The 18,252-nt window shown below is 41.5% G+C and carries 12 protein-coding genes; 1 reads left to right on the top strand and 11 read right to left on the bottom strand.

The genetic code is table 11. From position 1 onward, the window contains the following. Positions 1-48 precede the first annotated feature (48 nt). From LVD15_RS16410 to LVD15_RS16370, 9 genes are all read right to left on the bottom strand, one after another. Positions 49-1,206 (bottom strand): glycoside hydrolase family 43 protein, encoded by a 1,158-nt coding sequence (locus tag LVD15_RS16410; RefSeq protein WP_233776290.1) that lies wholly within the window; start codon positions 1,204-1,206, stop codon positions 49-51. 38 nt (positions 1,207-1,244) lie between these two features. Next, positions 1,245-2,117, bottom strand: a complete 873-nt coding sequence (locus tag LVD15_RS16405; protein ID WP_233776289.1) for a glycoside hydrolase family 16 protein — start codon at positions 2,115-2,117, stop codon at positions 1,245-1,247. Positions 2,118-2,119: 2 nt separating this feature from the next. Beyond that, positions 2,120-3,136, bottom strand: a complete 1,017-nt coding sequence (locus tag LVD15_RS16400) for a DUF5013 domain-containing protein (protein WP_233776288.1) — start codon at positions 3,134-3,136, stop codon at positions 2,120-2,122. Positions 3,137-3,193: 57 nt separating this feature from the next. Beyond that, positions 3,194-4,876 carry a RagB/SusD family nutrient uptake outer membrane protein gene (locus LVD15_RS16395; protein ID WP_233776287.1) on the bottom strand — a complete coding sequence of 561 codons (1,683 nt, stop codon included), beginning with the start codon at positions 4,874-4,876 and terminating at the stop codon, positions 3,194-3,196. A 19-nt stretch (positions 4,877-4,895) separates the two neighbouring features. Continuing rightward, the gene (locus tag LVD15_RS16390) at positions 4,896-7,751 is read right to left on the bottom strand and encodes a SusC/RagA family TonB-linked outer membrane protein (RefSeq protein ID WP_233776286.1); all 2,856 of its coding nucleotides are present in this window, start codon (positions 7,749-7,751) and stop codon (positions 4,896-4,898) included. Positions 7,752-7,776: 25 nt separating this feature from the next. Beyond that, positions 7,777-9,510 carry a RagB/SusD family nutrient uptake outer membrane protein gene (locus LVD15_RS16385; protein WP_233776285.1) on the bottom strand — a complete coding sequence of 578 codons (1,734 nt, stop codon included), beginning with the start codon at positions 9,508-9,510 and terminating at the stop codon, positions 7,777-7,779. A gap of 18 nt (positions 9,511-9,528) precedes the next feature. Then, a complete protein-coding gene (locus tag LVD15_RS16380; RefSeq protein WP_233776284.1) occupies positions 9,529-12,915 on the bottom strand; it encodes a SusC/RagA family TonB-linked outer membrane protein in 3,387 nt (1,128 codons plus the stop codon). A gap of 148 nt (positions 12,916-13,063) precedes the next feature. Beyond that, positions 13,064-14,080, bottom strand: coding sequence for a FecR family protein (locus LVD15_RS16375; RefSeq protein WP_233776283.1), 1,017 nt, complete (start codon positions 14,078-14,080; stop codon positions 13,064-13,066). An 82-nt stretch (positions 14,081-14,162) separates the two neighbouring features. Next, positions 14,163-14,768, bottom strand: coding sequence for an RNA polymerase sigma-70 factor (locus LVD15_RS16370; protein WP_233776282.1), 606 nt, complete (start codon positions 14,766-14,768; stop codon positions 14,163-14,165). Positions 14,769-14,993: 225 nt separating this feature from the next. Here LVD15_RS16370 and LVD15_RS16365 point away from each other — a divergent pair, with 225 nt between their 5' ends. Continuing rightward, positions 14,994-16,271 carry a PQQ-dependent sugar dehydrogenase gene (locus tag LVD15_RS16365; protein ID WP_233776281.1) on the top strand — a complete coding sequence of 426 codons (1,278 nt, stop codon included), beginning with the start codon at positions 14,994-14,996 and terminating at the stop codon, positions 16,269-16,271. A 19-nt stretch (positions 16,272-16,290) separates the two neighbouring features. Here LVD15_RS16365 and LVD15_RS16360 read toward each other — a convergent pair whose 3' ends face one another. Continuing rightward, the gene (locus tag LVD15_RS16360) at positions 16,291-16,656 is read right to left on the bottom strand and encodes a CoA-binding protein (RefSeq protein ID WP_233776280.1); all 366 of its coding nucleotides are present in this window, start codon (positions 16,654-16,656) and stop codon (positions 16,291-16,293) included. After that, positions 16,653-18,230, bottom strand: coding sequence for an NAD(P)/FAD-dependent oxidoreductase (locus LVD15_RS16355; protein WP_233776279.1), 1,578 nt, complete (start codon positions 18,228-18,230; stop codon positions 16,653-16,655). Before LVD15_RS16355 ends, LVD15_RS16360 begins: the two co-directional genes overlap by 4 nt. Positions 18,231-18,252 lie beyond the last annotated feature (22 nt).

Here is an 18,252-nt window from a genome sequence, read left to right as displayed (position 1 = left end):
AGAGGGACTTAGAGAAATTAAGCTGTTAACTTTCCCTTATTGTTTTTCTTAATGCATCTGCTGATCGAATATGCTAAGATCCCATTCATCAAACCATTTGATTACTGGCTTGTCATGTTCTAAAAATACTGGCAACCAGATATACCTGCCGTCAATCGGGTCTTTAGGCCTCCATCTATCTCCCATATAAATGTAAGCATTCTTCTTACCGTGAACGGGCAAAATATAGGTACTCTGAGAATAGAACGTAAGGTTAGCATGTTCGCCTTGTGCAGGGTTACCCAGGTATTCCCATGGCCCCCACATTGAATTTGATTTGAAAGAACGGGCAGCATTAGGATCCCACCCCGTACAGCCTGAAGTGATCAGATAATACACACCGTCTTGTTTAAAAATGGCTGGAGCCTCATTGTGTCCGCCCGGCGCCAGGGTAATATACCTGCCTGTAAATGACAAATAATCATCAGATAACTCTGAGATATGCAGCGTCAGATTTTCTTCAGCCGAATGGATATGGTAAGCCTTGCCGTCATCATCTACAAAAAGCGTCATGTCACGAGACATCTGACCCTTTTCAAAATCCCGACGAACAAATAAGCCTTCTTTCACTTCTTTTCTCCAGGGCTCTGTCCACCAGTCTGCCTCAGTAGTGGCAGGTCTATCCTTCCACTCTTCTTGAAAATTCTCAGGCCATTGACCGGCATTAGGCCTGTATGATTTTTTGTACTCATAGGGACCACCGGGCTTATCACTCACAGCCACGCCAGTACGGGCAGCAGCATATCCTTGTCCTTTCAGCTCCAGGTGAAACCACATCACGAATTTTTTAGTCTTCTTATTATAAATCACTTTCGGGCGCTCCATAATACTGCCTGCGGTAATTTCTGAATCAGGATCTGTACTTACAGGAAGTGCCACGGCTTCCCTCTTCCAGTTATACAAGTCTTTAGATGAGTAGCACATAATGCCTACAAAAGCATTGTTACTATCTTTCCCCTTATTTTCTCCAAACCAATAATAGGTACCTTTATGATATAAAATACCTCCACCATGAGCATTTATATGATCTCCCTGGTCATCTAACCAAAGTTCGCCTGGATGAAAAGCCTTGTACTTGGTTTGGCTAAAGCCTTCATAAGATAAAACGAATGTCATCATTAAGATCACATAAGTATAGGCTTTATGATTAAAAAATTTCTTCAGCATGTTTTCAATATATATAGTTTAATAAAAGGTCGCGATGATTAGATTTTAGCATAGACGCGAACATAGTCTACCAGATAAGTTTTAGGCTCACTCCACTCCTGAGGCTTGCCACCGTTAGAACCCACCGCCATATTTAACAAAATATAATGTGGCTGATGAAAGGGATTAAAACCATCAGAATTTAAGGTTTTACTTATGTCTATTTCGTTCAACAGTTCATCATCAAGAAAGAGCTTGATAGACTCATTTGTCCATTCCATTTTCCAGATATGGTAATCATCAGCCCAGTTGTCTTTTTTACCGGTAAAGTGATTCAGGTTAAGCTTTTCACTATCCCATATTACATTACGCCAATGATCTCCCCAGGCTGCATTAGCCATAATTACCGGTTGTTGCTCAGAACGATAAAACTCCATCAGATCTACTTCTCCATTAGAAGGCCATGGCTTTTCTTCTCCCAGTGTCCAGATAGCTGGCCAGAGCCCCTGCGTGGTATCTATTTTGGCCTTGACCTCCAGTATACCGTATTTAAAGGTCACTTTCTCTCTGGAATGGAGGCAAGCAGAGGTGTACTCCGCCTGCTTCCTGTTCAATTTCCAGTTGTTAGAGGTTGAATCATAATTTTCATTGGCTACAGTTTCCTTCCTTGCGGTGATAATCAGATCACCTTTATCACAAAAAGCATTTTGTGGCTGATACCATTGCAGCTCTTCATTTCTCACAAAACCATATTCATATGACCAATTAGCAGAGTCAGGACTGCCATTTTCATTAAACTCATCACTCCAAACCAGTCTATATCCATTTTGAGATTTCGGTTTATCCGGTTTATTATTTTTGCAAGCTAAAGCAATACAAGCCAACACCACTAACAACAAAGACAGCACCCTGCCTCTTAAAAATAAAGTCATATTTATAACGATCTGGTAAGGGTGAGCCTTTTGATTTTAAAACCTTGCCCTACATCCTGCACAAAATTAACCACTACGCCTAAAGCCACTTCCGTTTCCTCATAAAGCGTAAATTCTATACTTCCATTTGATAGAGGTTCGTAGTTCAGTGCTTCTCCCTCCAGGTTATCGATATCAGGCAGATTATTCCCAATATTCACTACAAAATAGGCAGGATCATCTTTAATACCATCCCACTCCCACTCTGTTACTTCCAGCACATAATTACCCTCAGGCAGTGTTGTAACCTGATACACTTTACCGTTAGGAATAGTGGGCGAGCCCCAACCAGCTTCCAGCCCAAAGGTGCCTCCGGCGTCTGAGTTAAAACCACCATACCCATCATGACTCAGAGCTGCATCATTAGCCAACCACCCATCCAGGTTACCCCAGCGGGCACCGTCATACACCCTGTCAGTAGAAATAAACGGATAGCCTGTATTGGTTAAAAACTGCTCTGTAACATCTCCCAACTGACTTTGCGAAAAAGCCTGATCAGCATCAATCAATATGATCACAGTGCTTTTTTCGCTTACCAAAGTATGCTTACTAATCTGATCTACCTGTACGGCCACAGCCAGATTCTGATCTTCATATTCGGTAAGTAAATCAAAATCAAGCACCAAAGGTAGCGGAGCCGAAATGGTGTTAGCCTGAACAGACACATGATCAGGAATGGTATACCTGGAGGCAGGCAGTAAAACAGCATCTCCCAGCTCTCCACTGGCAATGAGCTGGTTTACCATGTCATCATTCACGGAAACTTCAGCCTCAAAAGGCTCCATGGATACGGTAGAAAGCGTGATTCCCAAAGGAATGGTAAACATGGTCTGTGCAGCATTTACAGAGAAATTTCTTTGCTCGGGAATATTTAGCTGAGTACCGCCAAAACGAATACCTACATCTACTGCAGTGGTTTCTACTTCAGGCAGCGAGACCTCCTCATCGTCACAAGCTACTGCCATTAGTGACAGTAACATGATACAAATTCCATTAATAATATTTTTCATTATAATCTTGATTTCTGATGTAACAAATCACCAACCATCAGTCTGATCCAATGATCCTGAGGTTTTTATAATTTCATTTTGAGGCAAAGGATACAAGTACATTTGCGGTTCAAACACCCGATCTTCTACCGGAGCTTCAGGGTATTGATATAAGAATTCTCCATTGCCCAGCGACTCGATATCCACACCATGCACTGGCCTGCCTATAGTCTCTTCGGCTATTTCCCATCTTCTTACATCCCAGAACCTATGCTCTTCAAAGGCCAGTTCTACACGACGTTCGTTTCTCACTGCCTCTCTAAAAGCAGCCTGACCGGCAACCAGCACATCCGGCATGTTCACATCAGCCCGATGCCTCACCATGTTGAGCGCTTCACGAGCAGTCATAGAAAAGCCTGCATTGTCATCAGGGCCATAGGCTTCATTCATAGCCTCAGCATAATTCAAAAGCACTTCGGCATAACGAAAGTAGATCCAGGTATGTGCAGAAGTAGTATTCTGTAACAGATCTAATCCTTCAGCGGAATACTTTTTCAGGTAATAGCCTGTGCGTGTTCCTCTGGGCTTATCAGGACCATCCTTACCTCCTTCGAAGGCTTCTACAGCCCTGTTTTTATAATCAGAACCGTTCACAATTATGGTCATGTTGAGCCTCGGGTCCCGGTCTTCATAGGGATTTTGCGGATCATAAGCAGGATCCTCCTCTATTGGTAAGCCATTTATAGTCTGATAGGCATTTACCAAATCCTGAGTGGGATTGGTACCTCCTACTGCTCCTTCAAATCCTACAGGGTAGTTAGCTCTTTCCAGGCCGTTACTCCCAGGATACCGGCGAGCAAAGATGATTTCATTATTAGTGATGGCTCTGAATAGCCCTTCATAATCAGCGGCCAAATTATATTGATTGAGCGCTATTAGGTCATGGGCAGCGGCAGCGGCGGCTTCCCACCGGGCCACATCATTACTTTCGTTATGCAACGGGCTGGCATAATACAGCAATGCCCGAGCCTTCAAAGCCAGTGCAACGCCCCAATTAGCCCTGCCAATACTATTATCATCTTCAAAACCTACCCAAGTAAGGCGTAAATCCTCCTCCAAAGCATCAATCTCAGTGATGATGTAAGACATACAGTCCTCAACCGAGCTGCGCGACATATTATAGTCACCGTCTACTTCCAAGGTTTCGGCGATTAAAGGCACACCACCATATCTTTTCGTAAGCTCAAAATAAAAGTAAGCCCTAAGCAAACGCGTTTCGGCTCTTAACCAACCGATATCATTGGTTTGGTTTCGGTAATCATTCCTACCTTCATCGGTAATAGTATCTCTATACAACGTAGTTTGATATTCCACTGTATTTTCCAGAAACATATTGGCCTTTCTGATACCTGCATAGAAATGCGCCCAATGGTCATCAGGATTATTAAAAGGCCCCCAACTGCCATTAGTAAGGCTTTGAATATCTGTACCTGTGCCTGAATGGACGGCATCATCAGTAGCTGCCGCCAGCATGGCTCCATTGATTCTGTTAAAGCCCCCCGGCAGGTAGGTATAAACGCCAATACCAAAATCACGCATAGTGCTGTAGTTAGCAAAAACCTGCTCTTCAGTATAATTGGTATCTATTTTACGATCCAGAAAATTATCTTCACAAGACATTATGGCCAGCATAGTGACCAATAGTGTTAAAATGGATATGAATATTCTCATCAGATGGTATTTTTAATGATTAAAATTCCAGTCTGGCACCCAGACTAAATGATTTTAAGACAGGATACCCTCCCAGATTTTCCGGGTCAAGACGATCCACATCATCCCAGGTAAACAAGTTGACACCGCTGGCATAAATGCGAGCACTGTTAATTTTAACGCCATCCAGCCAATGAGCCGGAAGCGTATAACCTACCTCCACATTACGGAGCCTTAGCACTTTACCTGACTTAAGCCAAAAGTCAGAAAGGCGATAGTTATTTTCATTAGGCTGCGTAGTTAATCGTGGGTAAGTAGCATTATTTGCATTCTCTGGTGTCCAACGGCCAAGCGCATTGGTTCCGATGTTATTTTCATCTACCAAAGCCCAGAAATATGGCCCATTAAGGTATACTGATCGCTCACCTATACCATGAAAAAATACCTGAGCATAAAAGCCTTTATATTCAGCACCTAACTGCAAGCTGTAGGTTAAAGCCGGCGCATTAGGATCACCTATAAAAGTCTCATCGTTTTGATCTATGAGGCCATCATCATTAAGGTCTTTGTACTTAATGTCTCCGGGCTGCACTGGAGCAAAAGTAGAAACCGGCAAGCCATCTACAAGCTCCCCTTGTGCATCGAAATCAGCTTGCTGATAAAAACCATCAGACTCCAGACCGAAGTAAGCATTGATTGGGTGGCCAGTACGATAGAGATAATCCTCAGGTCTTACTACCTCATTCATCTCTATGATTTTGTTTTTGGTATAAAAGCCTGTAAGGCCTACATAGTAATTAAAATCTCCAATGGAATTTTGATAGTTAATATCTAACTCTATGCCTCGGTTATTGACCTTACCTACATTTTCGTAAGGAGCATCAACCCCCAGATAGTCGGGCACGGTGGCGTTAGCACTGGCCAGCACATCATGCCTTTTTTCGTAAAAAGCATCTAAATTGATGCCCAGCGTATTATCAAAAAACTGACCATCTATACCGAAGTTAAACTGCATGGACTTCTCCCAGGTAATGTCAGGATTACCTATAGTGCCTTCTGTTACTGAGTTATTGCCTGTTACGTTTGGCCCAAAGTAATAATAACTACCTGAGTAATAGAAGTCATGCGAGTATGCAAATCGGTTACCAATAAGCCTATCATTACCTACTAAACCGGCTGATGCTCTTAGCTTAAGGTAACTCAAGGCTGTTTTATCTTTCAGAAAATCTTCTTCTGACACTATCCATCCCAGTGACAGGGCAGGAAAAATGCCGAACCTATCTCCTTTCGGAAAATTCTCTGATCCGCTATATGAATAGGCCAGTTCGGCGTAGTATTTTTCCTTGTAATCATAGCTGATACGCCCCATAATACTTTGCTGCGCCGCAGGCACATTATTACCACTAATGGTGTATACATCCTGATGGTACATAAGCAAAGCATAAATACCGCTGTTATCCCAACGGTGGTTATAATCCAGCGCCAGCTGAACATTCATGCGGTTATACTGATCGTTATAGTTGTAAGAATCTGAACTACCATCACCCACAGAAAAATCAGTTTCTGTACCGTGAGTTACATATATCAGAGAGTCTCTACCATCATTGGTTTGCCCAATAGTAAGCTCCGAATAAGTATAGGTCTTAGTTTTATTGTAGTTACCTCTATGCCAGTTATTATCAGACAACGCCTGATGAAAAGTGAGACCTTCGGTAATAAAGTCCAGCTTCTCTGACATTCTTAGTGTAGCCATGAGATTTCTATCATGACTAGAAGTGTATCCTCTATCAATTATGGAAGCCACCGGATTATCAGGATATACAGAGTTACCTCCCCAAGTACCATCCGGATTAATTACAGGATAAGCATTGGCCGGATAGCGCGCCATATTCTGCCATAAAGAAGGGCCATTGAAATTAGGAAATGATCGATCTTCTATCCTTCCACCTAAATCAAGTGAGCCTCTTACAGCATCAGAAAGCTTTACATCTATATTAGTTCTGAAGTTGTACCTTCGGAAATCAGCATTAGAATTAATCTTCCTATCTTCATCGGTATTGGCATATAAGCCTTCATTTCGCATGTGTCCTAGAAGTACGAAATATTTCATATTATCATTACCTCCATTAAAAGACACATTGTATTCACTTATGGGAGCCGAATCTTTCAGTACTTCATCATACCAGTTAACATCAGGATGCAAGTAAGGGTCTGTACCATTTTGATAAGCGGCCAAGTCCTCTTCAGAATAAGGAGCTTCAAGACCATCATTGATAGCGGCTTCATTATAAAGCCTGGCATAGTCATATGATCCTAAAAACTCTGGCAGGCGAGTTGGCTGCTGCCATCCATAGCGTGCATTAAAGGTGATTTTAGCCTTTTGCTGCTGACCTCTTTTCGTTGTAACCAATAAGGCTCCATTAGCTCCTCTTATGCCATATAATGCCAAAGAAGCAGCATCCTTAAGCACTACTACACTTTCTATTTCCTCTACGGAAAGCTGGTCAAAAGAGGCTTCAAAGCCATCTACCAAGACCAAAAAGCCATTGTCATTATAGGTTCCCAAGCCCCTTATAAGCATAGAGGGCGAATCATAACCTGGCTCACCGCTGCCCTGCATTACCGTAAGGCCAGGAACACGACCATAAAGGGTATTACTAAGGGTTGGCGTGAGCGTTTTAGTCATTTCAGTACCATCAAGATATGATACAGCGCCGTTGATCGCTCTCCTTTCTTTCACCCCATAAGCCACGGGCACCAGCTGCGAGCCTATCTTTTCTTCTTTAACTATATCCACAGTATCTGGTGGAGCATCCTGAGCATAGGCAACCATGCCCATAGAACACAAAGCCACACAACCCATGAATTTTAATATATTTTTTATAGTGATTTTCATTAGATTTCAAGTTTTAGTGAAGCTATTACCAGCCTGGATTTTGTACTATGTAACCTTTATCTATTTCTGTTTGAGGGAAGGGATAGAGGTACAACTTATTTTGCCAAACCCGCTCTTCAAAGGCCTCTTTTCTATAGATAAAGCTGCCGTCTTCCTGCTCATACAGGTTAAGACCATGAAAATCGCCCCGCATCACTCCTTCCTGATCGGCAATCATCCACCTTCTTACATCAAAAAACCGATGTTCTTCAAAAGCCAGCTCTATGGCTCTTTCCCTTCTGATGGCTTCCCTTAATTTATCCTGGCTATTATAGCGAGGATCTGCCGATGATATTTCCGGTATACCTGCTCTTCTTCTTATAGCATTTACGGCATCAAACACACGAGAATCCATTGGCGATGACTCATTCAAAGCCTCAGCATAGTTGAGATAAAACTCAGCCAAGCGAAAAACTGTCCAGTTAAACTGACCACCGGAGGAGCTGGCTTTAGTAATGAATTTCTTCATATAACCCACTCCGTTCACAGGAGCATTGGTAGACCATGAGCCGTCATTACGACGGTAAAAGTTTACTACTCCGATGTTATCATTAAAAGCACTGCCAGAATACATCACCGAGTACTGAAAGCGCGGCTCCATAGCATGCATTTTCTCTAGAAACTCTGATTGCGGTCCACTATCAGGCCAGGATTGATCCTCGCCATCGGTAGTATAATATTTAGAAGCATGCTCTAACGTAATGCCATGTCCATACCAGCCGGTATAAATGCCTGTAGGCATTACAGCCTGAAAAAACAGATAACCGGTAGACCACCAGCCATTCATTTGATTAGCAAAAATGATCTCTGCATTTTGAGGAGTTTCAATGGCTTCTTTATAATTCTCAGCCGGATCATCATACTCCTCTATCAGGTGATAGCCCTGCTGATCAGCCCAGTTGAGCACGGCTTCATTGGCATCAGCCGCCAGTTTCCATCTACCTTCATCATAAGACTCATAGCCAGTAAGCGCTCTGTTCTCAGATAAATAAGGGGTAGCTGTATTATACAGCGGACTTGCAGCATATAAAAGTGTTCGTGCCTTTAAAGCAAGCGCCACTCCTTTAGTTACTCTACCTGTATAGTTAGAAGGGTAGTCATTGGGCAGGATGGCACTGGCAGCATCACATTCATCAACTATAAATTGAACACAGTCCGCATAAGAGTCTCTGGGCAAATACATGTCTCCATCTCCACTAAGCACAGTGGTAACTATAGGCACTCCACCATAGCGGATCATAAGATCAAACACTTGCAACGCTCTCAATACACGCGCTTCTGCTTTCAGCTCTTGTTTTTCCCCGTCAGGGATATCAGGAACCTGATCTACATTTTCTATGAAAATATTAGCGTTTCTAATGCCTTTAAAATGTTGATTAAATTCATCTTCTCCATTATAACCAGGAGTAACATTACCTACATTATGATTATTAGATCCTGTCCATGAGGCGGTTACATCACCTTCATCACAAGCTCCCACCATCATAGAAGCATACATGCCGTTATGCCTATCCCACTGATATGGAAAGCCTAAGGGCACACAGGTTCTGTAAGTCTCCCATAAAAATGGTAGCGCCTTGATCCTTTCAGAAAATATCTCATCTCTGGTAACATCATTACTTTCTGGTTTTTCCAAAAAGTCATCATTACACGCCCCATGCAATAAGAGCATGAGCACACTAAATAACCATACTATTCTATGTGTATATAATTTATTCATAATAAGACTATTGAGCGATTAGAATTGTACGTTTACCCCTACATTATAAACCTTCATCTGCGGATAGAACTCTCCTCTACCTTCAGGTGCTTCAGGATCATAAGTATCCATTTCAGACCAGGTGATCAGGTTATTACCGTTAGCGAAAACCCTCACCCTCTCAATACCCAGCTTAGCAAAAGAAGCCGGTTTAAAACTATAGGCTATCTCAGCATTTTTAAGTCTCAGGTAGCTGGCATCTTTAAGCCAATAGTCAGAAGCTCTGTAATTATGATCTCCCGGAGTAGGTGAAAGCTGCACTCTTGGATAAGTGATTTTTTCACCAGCAGCATAACGCTCGGGAGTCCAGCGCTCCAGGTGTTTGGTAGTAGCATTTCTCCAGTCAGTATCAAAAGCCCAGGCGGCCATCTGATCTATATAAGTAGATGTTCTTTCTGCTCCCTGAAATAGAATTGAGAAATCCCAACCTTTAAATTCAAAACCACATGAGAAACCGTATACAATCTGCGGTAATCTGGAGTATCCTATCGGCACGGCATCATAATCATCTATTACTCCATCTCCATTTTGATCTACATACCTGATGTCTCCGGGCTGAAGCTCTGAGGTGTAAGAAGAAGTAGGTGCATTTTCCAGCTCCTCTTCAGTATTATAAATGCCATCGCTCTCTAAACCCCAGTACTGACCTACAGACTTACCTGTTCTGCGAAGCCATTCATAGGCTCTATCAGGCTCATCCATATACTTGATTTCATTCTTAGCGAAGGAGTAGTTACTCTTGACCCAATATTTAAAAAGGCCGATGTGATTATTATAATTGACTTCTACTTCAAAGCCTTTATTTTCTACTTTACCAATGTTATAAGGAGGTAAATCTGCCTGAACAATAAGCGGAACAGTACCCAGATAAGCCAGAATGTTATCTCTGCGCTCCATAAAGTAATCGGCATTAATCACCAGCTTATCACCAAAAAAGCTAGATTCCAGACCTATATCAGTTTTCTTAGCCCGCTCCCAGGTAACATTAGAATTACCCAGCCTGCCTTCTTGTGCTCCATTGTAATACTGATAAGATCCTCCTTCCTGATCTCCAAAATGATAGCCTCCTGAATTAGTATAATACACTGATGGCAGGTATAAGAAACGTGCACCACCGATTTTATCATTACCCACCTCTCCGTAAGAAGCTCTGATTTTGAGGAATGACAATAAATCAGAATCAGGCATAAAACCCTCCTCAGTAAGCACCCAGCCCACAGAAAAAGAAGGGAAAAAGCCAAAGCGAGAACCTTCAGGAAAGTTTTCAGAACCATTATAGCCCATATTCACCTCAGTGAGGTACTTTGACTTATAGTTATAAGTAACACGACCTACGAGTCCCTGATAACCTCTGGGCACATTATATTCCTGACCAGGAGCAGTATACTTTTCTTGCATATAAAGCGCCAGGCCACTAACCGTATGATCTCCAAATACACGATTATACTCAATAGCATATTCTGAATACACCCTACGATTTCTGCCATAGCTTTCGCTGAAAGAGAATGGGGCTTCATTACCTTCAAATATAAATATAGGTGTAGTAGGCTCGTCCGGATCTTTAATGATTCGGTAAGTATCCATGGCCTTGTTTCGCCTAACATTATGGGTGTAATAATTATCATAGGCCACCATTCCTCTCACCTTTAAGCCTTGAGTAATAAAATTAAGCTTATGCTCTAAGCTTACGTTAGCAGTAAGGGTGCTGGTGAAATTATTTTGATAACCATTATTTACTATGGCACTCACAGGATTACCTGAACTAGAAGGCAAGCCTTCCACACCTGAAATAAGCTTACCATCTATAATACCAGGATTCATAATAGGGTTAGAATTCAGTATTCTAAAAAATATCTCTCCCGCTCCATAACCTGGGTAATTAGAATCTGTAAACTGCCCGCCTAACTTTACTGATCCGCTGAAATTATCATTAAAATCAATATCGAAATTAGATCTTAGATTATAGCGTTTATAGCGAGGGTTAGCAGAAAATGAATCTTGAATATCCTCTACATCATAGGCTCCGTTTTGATCAAAATAGCCCAGACTGATAAAGTACTTGGTTTTATCAGTACCGCCTCTCACATTGAAATTATGGCTTTGCTGGAAAGAAAAATCCTTAAGAACAAAGTCGAACCAATCAATACTAGGGTGGAAATAAGGATCTTCTCCACTCTGATAAAGGTCCAGGTCCTGTTGAGAGAAATAAGGAGTCTGCCCCATATTTTCGCTGGCTTCGTTATGCAGCTTAGCATATTCATAACTGTTGAGCATTTCTGGTAGCTGAGTAGGCGTTTGAAAACCAAAGTTGGAGGTATAGCTAATCTGCGGCTTACCGGCTACCCCGGTTTTAGTAGTGATCATTACCACACCATTGGCTCCTCTCACCCCGAATACGGCTGTAGCCGAAGCATCTTTAAGTATGGTCACCGTCTCTATTTCATTAGGATCTATCTGATTGAAATTTCTGGGAACCCCATCAACCAAAATCAAAGGATCTGATTCTGAACCACCATTTAAGGTGCTAATACCGCGTATTTTTAAAGTAGACTGATCATAGCCCGGCTCACCGCTCGACTGCATGGCGATAAGCCCTGGCATTCTACCTACAAGTGAGTTACTAATATTAGAAACCGGAGACTGCACCAGTTCACGGGTTTGTATGCTGGCCACAGAACCGGTTAGCGTTTCCTTCTTTTGGCTACCATAACCTACTATCACCAGCTCATCTAAAGACTGTGTGGCTGATTTCAAAGAGATGTCTATTACATTTCTATTGCCCACGGCCATCTCCTGCGTGTGCATACCTATGAAGCTAAATACCAGTACGGTCTGATTATCAGGCACCGTAATGGTGTAACTCCCATCTACATCACTGATAGTACCTCTGGTGGTACCTTTTATTTGAATGGAAACACCGGGAAGAGGATCTCCATTATCATCGGTAATGATGCCCTTAATAGTTCTGTCAGCTATAATAACCTCCACATTACCTTTGGAGGGCTCACTTTTATAAACTGTAATATTATTGTTTACCTGCCTGAAAGAGACATGGTTACGTAGTGCGATTTTCAAAAGGATATCAGCTACTGTCACCCTCTTCTTCTTCATAGTGAAGCGAGATTCTACATCTATATCAGAAAAGTAAGAGAATTTGAAAGTAGTAGCTCGTTCTAGTTTATTAAATACTTCCACTAAAGTGTTATCATCAAATGACAGCTCTACTGACACTTCTTTTACACTCTTTACCTGCTGAATATTTTTACCATAAGCAAAGCAGAAAACAGTGGTGAAGCATGAGAGCAGACATCCTATGAAAAAGTATTTAGTAAAACCATTAACATTTACTAAATGTCTAATTTTCATATATTTGAGTTGGTTTTTAATGATTACAAGCGTTAAAAACTGGCGAGTTAAAATAGGTTACTTGGCGGTGCTTTATTTTAACCTGCATTTAAACCTGTGACTATGGAGTCGCAGGTTTTTATGGTTTATTCCTAGGGTATTTCATAGTTCAGGGGTTAAAGGTTATATCTACATTTTTTTCATCAATTGTATATTCAAAGTCTTTTCCGTATTTAATTGAATTGAGAATATTGCTGAGGTAGTCATTACCATCATAATGGCCGGAAACCTTAAAATCATCAGGTATAGGGCCACTCACTCGTATGCTGACGCCGTACCACCTTTCAAGGATCCTGATCACAGCAGCCAAATCATCGTCTTTAAAATAAATGACACCATTTTTCCAACTCATAATCTGAGCCTTATCAAAACTGGTTTTTAAAATGGCCTTATCTGTTTTATTTAAGGTGAGTTGAAAACCCGGGGTAAGTACATAATCCTTTTGCTCCGTAGCTTCAATGATTTTCACTTTGCCTGTAACCAGAGCTACCTCTACGGCTGCATCTTTCGGAAATGATTTGATGTTAAAAGAAGTGCCTAACACCTCAGTGGTAAGGGCGCTGGTTTTAACTCTGAAAGGGTGCTTCTTATCTTTAGTGACTTCAAAGAATGCCTCTCCGGAAAGTATGACCTCTCTGTTTTTTTGGAAATCCTTTACATATTCAAGTTCAGAATCAGAGTTAAGCCATACTACTGACCCATCAGGAAGTTGAATTTTGCTTTTCTGTCCTCTTTTAGTGGTATATTTCTCATAACAATCCTCTTTGAGGCTGACTTTTTCTACTTTTAGCACCCAAAATAGAGAAATCCCAATCAGTACTACAGCAGCAGCGGCTACATACCATTTTCTGGTATTAGTCCTTTTTACCGGCCTGGAAATAGGAATAACCTTAGCAGGTTCACTCTCCCCTATCTTTTCCGTTATTTTGCTAAAAAGCTTATCGCCTGCCTCCGAGGTAGAAGTGATTTCGGTTTCTTCCCAAAGGTATTTTAGTTGATGATAAAGCTTCTTATTTTCTTCAGACTCATTTATCCAGGCAATCAACTGCCTGATTTCATGAATACTCGCTTCCCCTGCAAAATACTTGCTTATTAAAATATCAATATCGTCGTGATTCTGGTGCATGAACTTTCTGCTGAACTACCTATAGGACGGAAGTGACAGAAAATACCCCCAAACGATATTGAATATTTTTAAAACTTTTTTTCTAAAAGAAGAAATAAGAGAACTTCCGCAGTTGCTTTTTGTCCTCATAAGCCATGTAGGATTTCATCACTTCCCTTAAGCGTTTTGTGGCAATGGCCATTTGATTCTCAACTGTTTTTTTGGAAACATCAAGAAATGAAGCCGCCTCATCATATTTCATTCCTTCTTCTTTTATAAGCCGATAAATCAGCTGGCATCTTTCTGGCAGCGCATTGATAGTTCTTTCTAATTCTAAAAGCCACTCCTTGTGAATAAGTGTGCCTTCAGGATTAGAGGCATCTTTAAGCTGTAAGGCAGAAGCATGATCTATAGAAACACACGAAAGATCTTTCACTTTGCGAATGTGATCAATAGAAAGGTGCTTGGTTTTTAGATATAGAAAACTGTTAATTTTCCGTATTCCATCTATAGACAACCTATTCTTCCACAAATAGACAAAGACCTCAGACACCACTTCTTCTGCTATTTGCTTATTTCCCGTAAGGAAACCCGCATACTGCAGTAGCTGTGCGTGATAAAGATCAAACAGCTTTCTAAAGGATTGCTGACAGCTTTCCTTTTGTATTTTTTGTAGTAAAGAATTTAAAAATAGGTTTGGTTTAAGCATGAATTGTTATTGTATTAGTTAAGTCATTTCTTCGTATTCTCAGGCTGGATTAATTAGTAATTAATTAAAATTTAACAATTAATTCAAACCGAAATCGAAACCAGTCAATATAGTCTCATTCTCCATCAAAATAATATCACCAAAGACAACTAAATCATCAAAACAGGAATATTGCACAATTTAACATTTATGTTTTTTCACTGTTGTGTAACAAAAAAGTGAACTATGAAAAAACTGATCATCTATTTATTTCTAATATTAATCATAAGCTCCTGCTCCAGCACTAAGGAGCAGAGTACGGAACAGGCTGATGCCTCCAGCAGTCTTCAGGATTCTCTGGCAGGTTATGGCGTAAATATTGACACTACTAAACTCCCTGAGCCACAATCAAGCAAAGTAGATAACGAAGGCAAAGCCATAGGCTGGCCTGAAGCCGTTAAACCAAAAGCACCTGATGGCTTTACGGTGACTAAGTTTGCAGGTGAATTAGAACATCCGCGTTGGATTTATATAGGCCCTAATAACGATATTTTTGTGGTAGAATCTGATGATGCTAAGAAGAGTGCTAATCGGATTATATTATTCAGAGACAGTGATCAGGATGGCATTCCTGAGACCAAAAAAACCTTTTTGGAAGGCTTGAATCAGCCTTTCGGCATGCTCATTCTCAATAATTATTTCTATGTAGCTAATGTAGACGGAATAGTACGATTTCCCTATGAGCTAGGTCAAGATGCCATAGATGCTGAAGCGGAAAAGGTTGCAGACTTACCTGCTGGTGGCTATAACCACCACTGGACGCGCAACATTATACTGAGCCCAGATAGCAGCAAAATATTTGTCTCTGTAGGATCATCGAGCAACGTAGGTGAGCACGGTATGGAAAAAGAGAAAAGAAGAGCCAATGTATTAGTTATGAATCCGGACGGAAGTAATGAGCAAGTATATGCTTCAGGGTTAAGAAACCCAGTTGGTATAGCCTTTTACCCAGGCACCAATACATTATGGGCTGCAGTAAATGAAAGAGATGAACTAGGTGATAACCTGGTGCCTGATTATGTTACCAGTGTAAAAGAAGGTGGTTTTTATGGATGGCCTTATGCTTATTTTGGGCATAACAAAGACCCACGCATGGCCGATAAAGCACCAGAAATGGTAGAAAAATCTATAAAACCAGACATGGCTGTGGGAGCTCACACCTCATCGTTAGGCCTGGCCTTTTATAATAAAAATAAGTTTCCTGAGAAGTATCAGGGAGGAGCCTTTGTAGGCCAACATGGTTCATGGAACCGCTCTACGCTTAACGGCTATCGGGTGTTATTCATTCCTTTTGAAAATGCCAAGCCTGCCGGTGAACCAGAAGATTTCCTTACCGGCTTTATCGCAGATCAAAATGACTACAAGGTATATGGCAGACCAGTTTGTGTAACTGTAACTCCAGACGGAGCCTTATTGGTAGCTGATGATGACAGCGGCACTATCTGGAGAGTAGCGGCTAACTAAAAGCTAAAAGTGTGGGCAACTAATAATTGCCTACACTTAACATTACTAAAGTACAAGCTCGCTCTGTTTGCACTCCTTTTTCATGAGCTAGCTTTTCAAATTCCAGGTTTTCCGTTCCCGGGTTAAAAATGATACGCTTCGGCGACAAACTTAAAATATAATCATACCATTCAGGCTGGTTTTGAGGGCCTATATACATGGTTACAGTATCTACACCTTCTACTTCTGGCTTTTCACGCAAATTCAAAATCTCTTCACCAAGTACTGCACCTTTTTTTATACCAATAGGCACTATTTCATGACCGTGAGAAGTAAGCCTCTCCGCTGCTGCATAGGCATAGCGAGAAGTATTAGTTGTAGCTCCAATTATTGCTGTTTTCTTCATAATATCTGTTTATTCAAGTATTTCATAAGCACTGCTTCCGCACAGCGCTCTCCGTCCATGGCTGCCGAAACTATGCCACCTGCATAGCCAGCACCTTCACCACACGGATACAATCTACTTAAAGAAACATGCTCCAGCGTTTCTTTGTTTCTGGGTATTCTTACTGGCGAAGAAGTACGACTCTCCACTCCTATGATTTGAGCTTCATTAGTGTAATACCCTTTCATTTTTTTACCAAAAGCTTTGAAGCTCTTTCTCAAGCTCTTAGCAATAAAATCGGGTAGCACCTCTGTCATATCCAGAGACGAAAGGCCAGGCTGATAAGAGGTATCATTTAAAGAAGAAGAAACTTTACCTTCCACAAAATCTACCATACGCTGAGCTGGTGCTGTTTGCCCACCACCAGTAATATTACAAGCCTTTTGTTCCACCTCTTTTTGAAACTGCATAGCTGCCAGCCTGCCATATTTATTGTAGGCCTTCAAGTCATCTAATTCTACTGATACAACCATACCTGAATTAGCAAATTTAGAATCTCTTCTGGAAGGGCTCATGCCATTTACCACCAACTCACCAGGAGCCGTAGCTGCCGGTACTATAAAGCCTCCGGGACACATACAGAAAGAGAAAACACCTCTGTTCTTTCCATTTTCAGCTTCTACCTGATTAACCAAAGCATAAGAAGACGCAGGTAAATAAGGGCCTCGATCCGTTTCACAATGGTATTGAATTCTATCGATCAGATTTTGAGGGTGCTCTATACGAACGCCCAGAGCAAAAGGCTTTTCTTCAATAGTTATTCCTTTGCTATCGAGAAGTGCAAAAATATCACGGGCAGAATGGCCTGTTGCCAGGATCACCGCATCACCTTTAATGGTGGATTCATTATTGACTTCCACGCCTTTCAACTCTCCATTTTCGACCACAAAATCAGTAACCTTGCTATCAAAATGAACTTCACCTCCTGCTGCCAATATACTTTCTCGTAGCTCTGTGACTATCTTAGGCAGTTTGTTAGTGCCAATATGAGGGTGGGCATCGTATAATATTTCTTCACGGGCACCGTGAGCCACAAATATTTCCAGTATGCGCTGCACATCTCCTCTTTTCTTGGAACGGGTATAAAGCTTACCGTCCGAATAAGTGCCAGCGCCGCCTTCGCCAAAGCAATAATTAGAATCAGGGTTTACTACATGATCTTTATTTATAGCTGCAAGATCTCGCCTTCTGGCTTTTACGTCCTTGCCTCTTTCTATTACTATGGGCTTTATATTATGCTCTATCAGCCTGAGGGCGGCAAAAAGCCCCGCAGGCCCGGCCCCTACAATAATCACCTCCTTTTGAGAGGCCACATTAGGGTAATCTTTTCTATAACTAATCAGCGGTGGTTTAGCTGCTTCATTGGGGAAGCGCTCTAAATGTACACGTACCCACACTTGATTCTGGCGGGCATCAACTGATCTTTTCACAATTCGGTAAGCAGCTCCCTTACCTACTTTCTTCTGCGCTAACTGATGAAAAACCTCTTCATCAAAAGCCTCCTCAGGACGGAGTTTTAATTCTATTTTCTTCAATTTGTAAGGTTTTTATCCTTAA

The sequence above is a fragment of the Fulvivirga maritima genome (assembly GCF_021389955.1).
Lineage (GTDB): Bacteria > Bacteroidota > Bacteroidia > Cytophagales > Cyclobacteriaceae > Fulvivirga > Fulvivirga maritima.
The sequence above is the reverse complement of the archived record's forward strand: the minus strand, read 5'-3'. Positions and strand labels throughout refer to the sequence as shown.

What these genes read in the sequence shown, in the direction of transcription:
- LVD15_RS16410 (WP_233776290.1), bottom strand. Translation starts at nt 1,206, where the DNA reads ATGCTGAAGAAATTTTTTAATCATAAAGCCTATACTTATGTGATCTTA.
- LVD15_RS16405 (WP_233776289.1), bottom strand. Translation starts at nt 2,117, where the DNA reads ATGACTTTATTTTTAAGAGGCAGGGTGCTGTCTTTGTTGTTAGTGGTG.
- LVD15_RS16400 (WP_233776288.1), bottom strand. Translation starts at nt 3,136, where the DNA reads ATGTTACTGTCACTAATGGCAGTAGCTTGTGACGATGAGGAGGTCTCG.
- LVD15_RS16395 (WP_233776287.1), bottom strand. Translation starts at nt 4,876, where the DNA reads ATGAGAATATTCATATCCATTTTAACACTATTGGTCACTATGCTGGCC.
- LVD15_RS16390 (WP_233776286.1), bottom strand. Translation starts at nt 7,751, where the DNA reads ATGAAAATCACTATAAAAAATATATTAAAATTCATGGGTTGTGTGGCT.
- LVD15_RS16385 (WP_233776285.1), bottom strand. Translation starts at nt 9,510, where the DNA reads ATGAATAAATTATATACACATAGAATAGTATGGTTATTTAGTGTGCTC.
- LVD15_RS16380 (WP_233776284.1), bottom strand. Translation starts at nt 12,915, where the DNA reads ATGAAAATTAGACATTTAGTAAATGTTAATGGTTTTACTAAATACTTT.
- LVD15_RS16375 (WP_233776283.1), bottom strand. Translation starts at nt 14,080, where the DNA reads ATGCACCAGAATCACGACGATATTGATATTTTAATAAGCAAGTATTTT.
- LVD15_RS16370 (WP_233776282.1), bottom strand. Translation starts at nt 14,768, where the DNA reads ATGCTTAAACCAAACCTATTTTTAAATTCTTTACTACAAAAAATACAA.
- LVD15_RS16365 (WP_233776281.1), top strand. Translation starts at nt 14,994, where the DNA reads ATGAAAAAACTGATCATCTATTTATTTCTAATATTAATCATAAGCTCC.
- LVD15_RS16360 (WP_233776280.1), bottom strand. Translation starts at nt 16,656, where the DNA reads ATGAAGAAAACAGCAATAATTGGAGCTACAACTAATACTTCTCGCTAT.